This is a genomic window from Nostoc sp. (assembly GCF_036917355.1).
Taxonomy (GTDB): domain Bacteria; phylum Cyanobacteriota; class Cyanobacteriia; order Cyanobacteriales; family Nostocaceae; genus Nostoc.
Genome location: NZ_JBALDP010000012.1, coordinates 17,061 through 28,834, shown reverse-complemented (window position 1 = coordinate 28,834; position 11,774 = coordinate 17,061). Strand labels below are relative to the sequence as shown.

The following is an 11,774-nucleotide window of genomic DNA, read 5'->3' as shown; positions in this document are numbered from 1 at the left end:
GATTTCTTCTCGATTCTACTTAATTTCTACTTTCTCTCTACTTTGTCTCCATTTCTAGGGAATCTCCTCTTCTTCTGGCAGAAATACCATTTGCATAGAAACATTTAGAAGAGGTTTAGCCATGAAAACTGCTTTAACAACTCCTGTCAACTCCAATCAAATCACCCAAACTTCGCAATTAATCCCCGCGTCGCCAACATCGGTAGAAAATCCATCTACTTGGATGCGAGATGGATACAGTCCGACTGAAATTATTCTGGCGGCGGCAATTTTAACTTCATTATCGATTGGAGGAATTGCCTCTGTGATTGTGGCGATTACGGGTTTAGTTAAAACTTTAGTACGCCCGACAAGCGAAAAAACAAAGTAGGGGTACTGGCAAAGGCAAATTCTTCGCTTCGTTGCTATCCCGCCTCGGAATCAATTCCGAGGCTAATAGCCTAAGTTCGTTGAAACGGACTTAATTTTAGTTAATTTGAGTCAGTTTTAACTGACTTATGGTGTTAGCCTGCGATTTGAATCGCACGCAGGCTGAAGGTATCGCCCGTAACTTGAGACTTTGAGCTTTTGAACTCCAACTTTGAGCCTTTGAACTTGAATGTTGAGCCTTTGAACTTGAATGTTGAGCTTTTGAACCTCAACGTTGAACCTCTGAACCTGAATGTTGAGCCTTTGAACTTGAATGTTGAGCTTTTGAACTTGAATGTTGAGCCTTTGAACTTCAACGTTGAACCTTTGAACTCCAACGTTGAACCTTTGAACTCCAACGTTGCACCTTTTATCCTCGAAGTTGCACCTTTTATCCTCGAAGTTGGGATTTGTTACTCAAAATAGCTAGATAAATACTCTATCCCTTCTGCCTCCTGCCTCCTAATACTAAGGTGACTGATTTAACACCCACTTCAACCACTGACTAGAGGAACTTACAACATTCAACCTTTGAACTCCAGGCGCACGAGTGGCGGCAAGTCCATCAACGGCAACTAATGCGGCGTATTGCAAGCCCAAGAAACTATCAACTGCGGCATAAGGGCCACCTAAAGTAATCGCTCCCGCAGCATACATTTGACCTCGATCGCTACGCATTTCTACCAATTCAAAATTGTTCGCTACAGTCAATCGCCCCAAATGATTCACTGGCAGATTGTAATGCTTCACCAAATCTGCTAACAGGGGATTGGCATCTACCTTGGCATCCAGTCCAGTAGCATCAATAATAAAGTCAGCTAGCAATTTCATTTCCCCAAAGCTTTGCTCTCGGATACGGGTAATAGTCCGGTTTTGAGCATCTCGTTCCACATCCAGCACCTCACCGAAGGTAATTTGATACCAGCCTTCGCTTAACCCTTGGGCAGTAATTTGCTGCCAATCTCGGCGGTCGGCGGTGGTAGTTCCACCCCAATCTGCTAGTAAACGCTTGCGTTCATCGGGGGTGGCTTTTTCTAACATTGCCCGGAGTTCGCCGCCCCAACAGGCTTTTGGCCAGTTAAAGGGTTGAAATTCGTAATGATTTTTGACTAGGCGCTGGGTATTTTGAAATTTGTTACCTTGGGGTTTAGGCGATCGCATTAAATGCAATACTGCAATATTCCGATTTCGCTTTCTGGCTTCATAAATCCGCTGCACAATCCGCGAAGCCACAATTCCCCGCCCCCGAATCAATACCGTACCACCATGTTGCTCTAGTTGCTCATAAACGCGATCGTGGGCTTCATAAGCATTGACGACAGATTTAAAATCTTGATATTTTTCCCTATAAGCTTGCAAATCTGGGAGAAACTGAATTGCTGGATACCCAGTAGCTAAATGTAAATAACGACTAACTAAAAAAGCATAATTTCCCGGGCCGCGAGAATAGGCTACGCAATATCTGCCATCATCAGTTTTGCGAATTACTCTAACTCGCCCATAGCGATAAATTTGATTCCAGCCTATGCGCTTCGTTTCCCGGTCTATGGAATCAAAGACGTTACCCGCACGGGGAGTATAAGTTTCTGCAAATGTTGGTTCAGCAAACACTTGCCATAAATACTTGAATGCTGACTTTATCTCTCCCTTGGTTAAGTCTCCCCAAGCTTCACGCAAGGCATAACTAGGCCAACCCCAAATATTATCAGGACAAGAGTCAGAATTAGAACGCAGTCTTTCATATAAAGGAATTTGCGAATTCAGACAGAGGCGTTTGTAACGGGCATAAGGTTCCGCCTCTAATCCCAAAGCCACAATTTTGTCAGCACGTACACCACTAATTCGCAACAAATCAGCCCAAACGAAGCTACCCAATCCCGCCCCGATCGCTAGATAATCAGATTCATCTACTGGTAATCCTGTAGCATGAAGTGCTTGCACAGAGACTTTTTGTGCCTGAAACGCCAATGGCGGGAAATTACTTGCCACGGGCGCTAACGGCTGAACTACAGGCAAGCTGGGGTCTGGGCGATTGGTATTTGCGTTGAAGTGAATCGTTGAAGGGGGGCTAGTATCTGGTGCAGAGGCGTTAGCACCAAATGTCACTGCAATCAAATACGGGCCAATTTGCAACGTATCGCCATTAACCAGGACACTACGCGTTTGTGGTTGACCGTTGACATAGACACCGTTAACGCTACCTTGGTCAATCACTACTAAATGGTCTTGTTCCCAGTCAATTAGGGCATGGTAGCGAGAAACTTCATTACTGTTAAGCAGCATCCGCGAAATCCGCATTCCCCTGAGTTCAGCAGGTAAGCGAGCAAATTCTCGACCAAAAGCGATCGGCACATTTAACAGTGGTTCTCGCCGTTCGCCCGTCGCTGGTTCTTCCCAACTCAATTGGATTTGTAGGTCATTTGTCATTTGTCATTTGTCATTTGTCATTTGTCATTTGTCATTTGTCATTGGTCATTAAGTCAAGAGTTAGGAATTCTTCCCCTGCTCCCCTGCTCCCATGCTCCCCTGCTCCCTAATTCCTTGCTACCAACACACTCACAGCCGCAGCTAAAGATGTCCCACACCAATGACAGCCAATTTGTAGATTCTCTCCTGGAGAAACTTTATGACATTTGGGGCATTCTAAGCCATAAACTCCTGGCGGTGGTGCGGGGGGTGTTTGTGGATGATGGTGATGTCCGAGATTTACTGCTGGATTGGGTGGTAGCAAAATTGTTGCTGGAATGCTACCTGTGAAAACGCTTGTAACATTGAGTTTTATTTGTCCTAAAGAGATGCTAGTGCCCTCAGTTAAAGGCATTTCACCTTGAACTAATTGCCGTCCATCGACAACGGGGGGATTTTGCGATCGCAAATTCCTGATATAAAAGCGCTGTTGCTGGTGATGAAAAAATATTTCAATGTGGAGTCCAGACACAGTAGGATGACTCAGAACAATATCGCACCGGTGGGGGTCGCGACCGATGCGGACAGTGCCATGATTTTGACTTGGCTGTTGTTCGTAAATGTTCTGAGTTTTATCTTGACCTGCATCGTGCCATTGTAAAGTTAGTGCGTTCATTGTTCTAACTTCGTAAATCGTATTTAGCTACTTCAACATCTTCCTGTGCGATTCCTAACATGATTGAGTAGGTGGAAGCAAGTATTTAGAAAAAACTTCAACAAGCTTTATCTATCCGACGCTAATTTATCAGCAACACGTGTAGTTTCTGGCAGTCGATATTTGGGCGTACAGCGCAACACATAGTCAATGGCTGTCGGTAAACTAATTCGATGACCACTGGAAATATACAGAGGTTTTACTCCTGTGCGCGATCGCAAAACTGCCCCAATGGTTTCACCGTTATATATTAGTGGTTGCCTGCTGCCTTTGGTTTCTGCCAATTCTTCATGCTTACCTATCAACCTCGACTTAGCTACACCAATTGTCGGCATATCTATAAGTAACCCTAAATGGCTAGCTATACCTAATCTGCGGGGATGGGCAATTCCTTGACCATCACACAGAATGATATCTGGTGTTGTTTTAATCTTTTCCAGGGCATCGAGGACAGCTGGAATTTCTCGAAATGAGAGGAATCCGGGAACGTAAGGAAAGGTTGTAGGACGATGTGCTAGGCTTGTCTCGATTACTTGTAAATCAGGAAAACTCAGGACTGCGACAGCAGCACGGCTAATTGTTCCATCAGCTTCAAAACCCATATCCACCCCAGCAACATACTGGATAGGTTCTTGCAGTTGATCCTCAGTAATTACTCGATCTCGCAGCGTTTCTTGGATAACTATGGCTTCTTCTAGCGTTGAAGGCCAAGCATGATCTCGGTAAAATTTCATATTGAAAATTGGAATTTAACTGATTAATATTAATCTTGTTAATTTAGCAAGCACAAAAATAAAAGTTTTTGATGTTGATACAGAGAAAATATATTTTTGTAAAAGTCTGTGAATGACTATCTTTATACTAAATATTTTAGCCCAAGTTAGCTGATATTCTGCATCACAATGTTACTTAAGGCTGTCAAGAGGGAATCCTGAGAATATAAGTTTATTTTTCTAGATTTTCTCTTTTACTGGTTATGACACAGCCAAATATTCTAAAACTTGCAAAACAGGGAGATGCAGAAGCGATCGCATCTCTGATGAACCGCCACTTACACCCCAAAAGGATCAACGCAAAAGTTACCTTACAAGATGCTTGCTTAGAGGTAATGCTAGAATCTGCCCAAGTACCAAATCAGCAAATTTTAGTTGCATTTATCCGCAAAGGTTTAACCGCTTTAGGGGCTGCATCTGTTGAAAGAGTCAAAGTTTATGGACAACAAACAGGTAAGGATTTTCCAGCTTGGAGTAAAGAGTTTGATTTGGGCATGGTAGAAGCTGATTTAGAAACAGTAGATAATGAACAGTCTTCTAACAATCCTCAAATCCTAACTATTTGTATTAACTTAAATGGCGATACAGCACAGGGATTAACAAACCAAGATTTTGAATTTATTGCTAATCAAATCAGTAGTGATATTTTATCTTCTTGTACTGACGTTTTTATTCAAAAAGTAAGTATTAGTAATGGCACTTCTGTGATTACAAAGGAACGTTAGTATTTAATTTACCTTACATAATCATGTAGTCAATACTCTCAAATTTGAATTTTTATAAGAGATATGAAAAATACAGCTAAACTTTAAATATAGGAATATAAAAATTCTGATCGTGTTGCTTATAAGTGTAAATAGGGAATTATAAGATAGACAATGATTTATCTTTTGCATTTATAGGTTATGACGCATCCGAATAATCAGGAAGTTATTAAGCAAAAATTACAAAAGTTTTACTGGCCTTTATGGTTTCCTTATCCTAGTTCTTGGTTAAAAGCATTGATTTTGACTCTATTTTTGAGAGTTATTATATTTATAGTCAAAAATACTGGAAAGCTAGGCTATGATATCGTATATTTTATACACAGCCCGCAATTATTTGTTATATTTACAATATTGTTAATCTTATCTCCAATTCCTATAATTTCTTTGACTCATCATTGCTTACACTTACTTATTAGTCGGTTTATATCAGAAATTCAAGCACCCGAAATAGGTAGAATACAAGGATTATTACCAGGAATAATGAGTTGGTGGGAAGGATTGTACGCTTGGCTTGTAATTGTAATTTCTATACTGATAGCAGCGTTTTTTTCTACAATATTTCTACCATTATTTTATCCTAGCTACGATAGACAAATTGAATACTATACACAAATAGAAAATATCAATAATAATATAGGATTAATATTTGGATTATTCTATATTTCTGCTAGTGCACTGATTTATCAAGTAGAATATTTGGTAAGACACCGAATAATATATGCTTATTCTAGCAATAAAGAAAAAGATCCAAGCAAATCAAATACTAATTTAAATCCAGATCAAGACCTTAATGAATTGCGCGGGGAAATGGGTTTGCACAAAATAAAATCAAATATTTTATCGAATAATGAACAAAATACGATTATCGAGACTAGACGGAAGAATCGTATTTTAGATAAAAAGTTATTGTTCTTTTTGATAATATTTTCAATTTCTTTAGGAATATACTTTTCTTCAAGGTTTTCAGAAATACTCTCCTTAACTTCTCAAAGTTCAACACAAATACCATTAAATCCTATATTAGTTACACCCTCAACAGTAGCTTCAGAATCGCCGAGTATGTTACTTCAAACTGATACATTCAAAGAGGCAGTAAGTAAAGCAATTAATGCAGCTAACCTGACTCAATCAGCAAAATATCCAAATGAGTGGAAAACAGTTGTGAGTCTGTGGGAAAATGCGATCGCACTTATGAAAACTGTGCCATCTTCTAGCCCAAATTATGTAGTAGCCCAGCAAAAAATCATAGAATATCAGAGAAATCTCAACTACGCTGAGAAAAATTCCCTTAGTAAGAAGTAAAGCGATCGCACCCAACGCTAAACTATAAAAACCAGTGTGTTGCTTGCCGCCATAGGCATCGCCCTGATTTTCACCTATCTTGATGAAATGGGATGTTCGACATTAATAAGGATAAACCTAAATTATCTGTAATTTTGCTTTCTGAGATTAATTCTCCCTAGCTAAAATTTTATAATAAAAGTTATTTCGCCCCCGAAGCTAATCATGACAGAAGGAAAAACACGGCGTAATTTCCTAATTACCAGCATTGCTGTAACTGGAGGTATTGTGGCAACTAATGCTTTTGAGCAAAATACTACCAACACCGCCACACCACCAGCAACTATGCCAGAACGGATGCTGGGACGCACGGAAGTAAAACTTCCGATCTTCGGGTTAGGAGGAGCAGGACAAACGCCGTTATCCTGGGAAGGAAAAGAGGATGATGCTACAGCAATTATTCAAAGAGCGCTGGAACTTGGCATCCGCTACTTTGATACAGCGTCTAGTTATGGGCCGAGTGAAGACTATTTAGGCAAAGTGCTACCATCTCATCGTTCAAAGGTGTTTCTAGCAAGCAAGACCGATCAAAGAGATCGTGATGGAGCCTGGCGAGAATTGGAGCGATCGCTTAAACGTCTCAATACAGATTATCTCGATTTGTGGCAGTTGCATCACGTCTCTTTTTCTGAAGAACTCGACACCATCTTTAGTCCATCTGGCGCAATTAAAGCTTTAGAAGAAGCCATACAACAAAAATTGGTGAGGTTCGCAGGTATTACCGGACATCACGACCCTCAAGTGATTGCCGAAGGCTTGCGTCGCTATCCTTTCCACACTACACTGATTCCTGTAAATGCTGCCGACAAACACCACCCACGTCCATTTATCCCAGTAGTTTTACCAGTTGCTCAAGAAAAAAATGTCGGTGTGATTGCAATGAAAGTCCCGGCTTATGGTCGGCTGTTTAAATCAGGTGGGTTGACAGGTATGGAGCAAGCTTTAGGTTACACAATGTCTCAGCCTGGAGTTCATTCTTGTGTAATTGCGGCAGAAAATATTTCACAGTTAGAGAATAATGTCAAGATAGCGCGGGCTTTTGTGTCTCTGAAAAAGGAAGAATTAACAGCGATCGCAGGGCGGGCTGCTAATGTCTGGGAAGATAGTACATTCTTCCGTGCTTGGACTTAGCCCAACTAAAAAATGTCCAAATCAAGCCAAATTGTATGGTGTACATTGCCCAAATTCATTTTCCGATGGTCAATGGGGGTTTAACGATGATGAAGCCCGACTTTAGCAAAATGTCCCGTCAAGAACTTAGAGCATATATTTTGGCTCATCGTGAAGATGATGAAGCGATTGAGGCATTAATCAAACGGGGAAGTCCTAATAGTCCGACATATCCATTCCCTGAGACGAATGAGGATTTAAGAGAAATGGAAGAGATACTCAAGAAAAAACTGGGTAGTAGTGGAGAGGCTGTCTAACTAGTTGAAAGGTTTTACAATGGGTTGAGATAGTAAAACTTGCAGATGTTACATTTGCCAGTCCCGCTGATAATATTGTGCTGCTTGCGACATATTAAATTGTAATAGCTTCTCCTCTGGCAACTTGTATCCCAAACTCGGCTTAAAAGGCGAAATATTCAAACTGCGAATAATTTCTAACGCTACAGCCTTTGCTAGTAACGGTGGTACAGAGTTACCAACTTGTCGAAATCCATGCCATTTGGTTACATGAAATCTAAACCAATCGGGGTAAGAATGCAATCTCGCCGCTTCCCTGACGGTGATGCAGCGCGGTGTAGATGGATGAATCGGTCTCGGAGATGTGAAGGAACCCCTATACTTATCTGTTCCGGCTCTTAAAGTATTACAGACACCAGCAGGATGTAGCTTATGAAAACGACTAATTTTTTCTCTCTCGCCTTGTTGAGTATCCTGAAAACGTTGAATAGTTTCCGCAGAATGTTTGGTTCTTAAACTTGAAGAAAGTATTCGTAAATCATATTCTCGTTTGTAAGAATAATCATTATCTAGGCATTTGATACCGCGAAGTATAAGAGCATACTTACTAGGCTTTTCATAGTCTGCAACAACCCAATCTCTTGTTAATAACTCTGGATATTTTTCTATTTCAGGTAAATCTCCAATTGCATCCCATACTGTAGGACTCAATGGAATGTCAGATATTTTTTTAGAATTTAAATTATTTGGTAATGCTTGTTTAGTAATCGGCTCAGGATATTTCGGTAACTCTACATCCTCCCTTGCACCTATAAGAAATAATCTCTCACGGGACTGTGGTACTCCGTAATTTGCAGCGTTGAGAATTTTATAATTTTCTTCTACTTTATAGCCGTGAATTCTAAACTCGCTAATTAGTGTTTGGAGGATTTGTTTATGTTCGCCAACTGTAATCCCCCGAACATTTTCCATCACAAAGAATTTCGGTTTTAGTTCAAAAACCAGTCGATGAAAGTGAAACACCAAAGAGTTTCGGGGATCGTCAACAGCCCGTTTACCAATTAGGGAAAATCCTTGACATGGTGAGCCACAAATTACCACATCAATTTCGCGATCGCCAATCTCAGAACGATTCCTAATTTCTTCCCCGGTTGTATCCACAACACTTTTACATAACACTGAGCAATAAGGGAAGTTAAACTCATGTGTTGCACAGTGGATCGGGTCGATTTCTACAGACGCTAGCACATCAAAACCAGCTTGCTCAAAGCCAAGAGTCATACCGCCCGCACCAGCGAATAAGTCAACTGCGATCGCTCTTTGTTTTTTCATCTCATAAGCCATGACACCTCAAGATAATTCGTAATTGTTAATTCGTAATTCGTAATTATCTGACGCAGAAATAGGGGTTTCGGCAAAAACAGATACTTTGCACTTAATTTTACTCATAAATAAACTGATTGATTCTCTATTTTTAATTACGAATTACGTTAGCGCAGCGTTAGCGAGTCTTCGAGCGTCATTACGAACTACGAATTATTTGGTCGCATTTGCAAAATTTCTTGAGCAGCGCGATCGCAAACCCCAACTTCTCCCAAACTTTGCCGCATTTCTTCATAATCTAGCAAAGTTTGCTCTCTGCGACTGGGATTGAGTAACAGTTCCATCGCTGCTTGGGTAATATTTTCTACTGTGGCTTGCTCTTGTAAAAATTCTGGCACAATCGGCTTCATCACGACTAAATTAGGTGGCGATGCGAAGGTTATTGAACCTTTGAGGATTTTACGAGCTATCCACGCAGTCAAACGACTGAGGCGATAAACTACAACCTGTGGCACATTTAACAGAGCAAGTTCTAGATTGACAGTACCAGATTTGCTAATAGCTAAATCAGCAGCGGCAAAAACTTCCTTTTGTTGACTTGATAGAACTGTCGCCCGTAAACCGTAACGCTCAATAGCCTCTTCAATTGGCTGTCTATAAACTTCTAGCGACAGGGGAATCCAAAAGCGAACTTCAGGTAATTTCGCTTGAATAGTTTGGGCAGCTTGAAAAATTACTGGTAAAAGATATTTTAGTTCTTGGCGGCGAGAGGCGGGGAGGAGTGCGATCGCAATTTCTTCTGGTGCAATCCCCAATGTTGCACGAGCTGCTTCCCTACTAGGAGCATCTTGCATTCGGTCAACCAAAGGATGTCCCACCCAACTAACTTTTGCGCCTTTCTCGCGAAAGTAACGGGCTTCTTGTGGAAAGATTGCCAACAGCTTATCTGTAAAACCAACAATCCGGTTAGTTCTCCGCAAACTTAATGACCAAGCCCACTCTTGGGGAGCAATGTAATACACTACTGGTACATTTGGCAGATGCTGTTTCATATAAGTCCCAATTTCCAGATTGGGAGTCATATAATCGATCAGCACTACCAAATCCGGTGGATTTTGTTTTAGGGAAGCGATCGCCTGACGTTGCACCTGGAGAGTCGGTAAAATATAAGGCAGTCCTTCTAGAATACCCATTGAGCCAATACTACTGGTATTTCCCAACAGAATTGCCCCAGCCTCTACCATTTTTTCGCCACCCAGCGCCACAATCTCTAATTCCAACCCAATCGCCACAGCTTGACGCTTCAGCGCTGAAATTAGTAGCGACCCTTGTAAATCGCCAGATACTTCGCCAGTGCTGATAAATATCCGCATTTGATAATTAAAGTTAGGAGTTAGGAATTAAAAGTGAGGAATTAAAAGTGAAGAGTTAGGAATGAGGAGTGAAGAGTTAAAAAAATTAATTTATCAACTCATAACTCATAACTCCTAACTCCTAACTTCTAACTCACGATTCATCACTTGCGCCTTTTTTGCCTTTACTTGGAATTAAACCACGTCTTCCAGGCATCTGAGAAAGTAGAAGGAAGCGGCGCAGATGCTGCAATTCTTCGCTATCCCCTAATAATTCCAACTGTTCCAAAGCATCCTTAAAAGACAAATCAGAACGGTAAAGAATGCGGAAGGCTTTTTTCAGCATTTGTAAATCTGCTGAGTCCATACCAGACCGTTTGAGTCCGACAAGATTGAGGGTTCGCACCCGCGCTGGATTTCCCTCTACCAGCATATATGGGGCCACATCCCGGTCAATACGTGCCATACCTCCCACCATTGCTTGTCTACCAATATGCACAAATTGATGGACACCTAAAACTCCACTGAGCCTAGCGCGTGACTCTATATGGACATGACCAGCCAACGCCACAGAGTTAGCAATCACTACTTGGTCTTCAATAACGCAGTTATGAGCCACATGGACATAAGCCATCAAAAGATTACCGTCACCAATTACCGTCGCTTCACCAGCACCGGTAGCGCGGTTAATGGTAACGTACTCACGAATTAAGTTGTTATCACCAATTTTGACCCAGGTTGGTTCTCCTACAAACTTCAGATCCTGGGGTTCCATGCCGATGGCTGCACCTGTAAAAATCTGATTTTGCGCCCCAATTTCACAAGGTCCCTCTAGCACTGCATGAGCACCGATTATTGTTTCAGGGCCCACTTTGACATGCGCTCCAATCACAGCATAGGCACCGACTTGCACTGTATGGTGGAGTTCCGATTTCGGATGAATTACAGCAGTTGGATGAATTAGCGTTTTCAAGGGTGAATCTCCAGAACTGTCTTAATAATCCAGCGCCAGGCGGGGTTTTTGAGGCAGCGCGTTACTCTGGTTAAGAGAGTTGTACCGACTACCGCACCATTGAGGCGACTGGCGTTGTTGAGTGTGAAATATTTCAGTGAACGAAAGTGTCGGGCAAAGCAAGTTAAGTGTGTTTGTGAGTGCGTCTCGTAAAGAGGGCGGCGAAAATCAAGAAATTATTCAGATGCTATTGTGGATTTTTTAACTGTTATCCTGAAACAGGATTCAGTAGGGGCATTTCACGGCTATACCCATACCACGAAAGCAAACT

General features: G+C 41.5%; 12 protein-coding genes. 6 read left to right on the top strand and 6 right to left on the bottom strand.

Annotated features, from left to right (window positions below):
• Positions 1-121: 121 nt before the first annotated feature.
• On the top strand, positions 122-370 hold the full coding sequence (locus V7K53_RS03290) for a hypothetical protein (RefSeq protein WP_335196222.1): 249 nt from the start codon (positions 122-124) through the stop codon (positions 368-370).
• A 197-nt stretch (positions 371-567) separates the two neighbouring features.
• Complete coding sequence (locus tag V7K53_RS03285; protein WP_335196221.1) at positions 568-834, top strand: hypothetical protein; 267 nt, start codon at positions 568-570, stop codon at positions 832-834.
• 42 nt (positions 835-876) lie between these two features.
• Here V7K53_RS03285 and V7K53_RS03280 read toward each other — a convergent pair whose 3' ends face one another.
• The 3 genes from V7K53_RS03280 to nfi form a co-directional block, all read right to left on the bottom strand.
• Entirely contained in the window at positions 877-2,835 is a 1,959-nt protein-coding gene (locus V7K53_RS03280) for an FHA domain-containing protein (RefSeq protein WP_335196220.1), read from the bottom strand.
• 106 nt (positions 2,836-2,941) lie between these two features.
• Positions 2,942-3,490: an FHA domain-containing protein gene (locus V7K53_RS03275; protein ID WP_335196219.1), complete on the bottom strand. Its 549-nt coding sequence runs from the start codon at positions 3,488-3,490 to the stop codon at positions 2,942-2,944.
• A gap of 107 nt (positions 3,491-3,597) precedes the next feature.
• Positions 3,598-4,263, bottom strand: coding sequence for a deoxyribonuclease V (gene nfi / locus V7K53_RS03270; RefSeq protein ID WP_335196218.1), 666 nt, complete (start codon positions 4,261-4,263; stop codon positions 3,598-3,600).
• A 242-nt stretch (positions 4,264-4,505) separates the two neighbouring features.
• Between nfi and V7K53_RS03265 the strand changes: the two genes are divergently transcribed.
• The 4 genes from V7K53_RS03265 (at position 4,506) to V7K53_RS03250 (ending at position 7,837) form a co-directional block, all read left to right on the top strand.
• Positions 4,506-5,027 carry a hypothetical protein gene (locus V7K53_RS03265; protein ID WP_335196217.1) on the top strand — a complete coding sequence of 174 codons (522 nt, stop codon included), beginning with the start codon at positions 4,506-4,508 and terminating at the stop codon, positions 5,025-5,027.
• 180 nt (positions 5,028-5,207) lie between these two features.
• A complete protein-coding gene (locus V7K53_RS03260) occupies positions 5,208-6,371 on the top strand; it encodes a hypothetical protein (RefSeq protein WP_335196216.1) in 1,164 nt (387 codons plus the stop codon).
• Positions 6,372-6,575: 204 nt separating this feature from the next.
• A complete protein-coding gene (locus tag V7K53_RS03255; RefSeq protein ID WP_335196215.1) occupies positions 6,576-7,541 on the top strand; it encodes an aldo/keto reductase in 966 nt (321 codons plus the stop codon).
• Between the two features lie 35 nt (positions 7,542-7,576).
• Positions 7,577-7,837: a DUF6887 family protein gene (locus V7K53_RS03250; RefSeq protein WP_335196214.1), complete on the top strand. Its 261-nt coding sequence runs from the start codon at positions 7,577-7,579 to the stop codon at positions 7,835-7,837.
• Between the two features lie 48 nt (positions 7,838-7,885).
• Here V7K53_RS03250 and V7K53_RS03245 read toward each other — a convergent pair whose 3' ends face one another.
• The 3 genes from V7K53_RS03245 to lpxA form a co-directional block, all read right to left on the bottom strand.
• Positions 7,886-9,160: a DNA cytosine methyltransferase gene (locus tag V7K53_RS03245; protein ID WP_335196213.1), complete on the bottom strand. Its 1,275-nt coding sequence runs from the start codon at positions 9,158-9,160 to the stop codon at positions 7,886-7,888.
• A gap of 185 nt (positions 9,161-9,345) precedes the next feature.
• Entirely contained in the window at positions 9,346-10,512 is a 1,167-nt protein-coding gene (lpxB, locus tag V7K53_RS03240) for a lipid-A-disaccharide synthase (protein WP_335196212.1), read from the bottom strand.
• Positions 10,513-10,645: 133 nt separating this feature from the next.
• Positions 10,646-11,464, bottom strand: coding sequence for an acyl-ACP--UDP-N-acetylglucosamine O-acyltransferase (gene lpxA, locus V7K53_RS03235; RefSeq protein WP_194046773.1), 819 nt, complete (start codon positions 11,462-11,464; stop codon positions 10,646-10,648).
• Positions 11,465-11,774 lie beyond the last annotated feature (310 nt).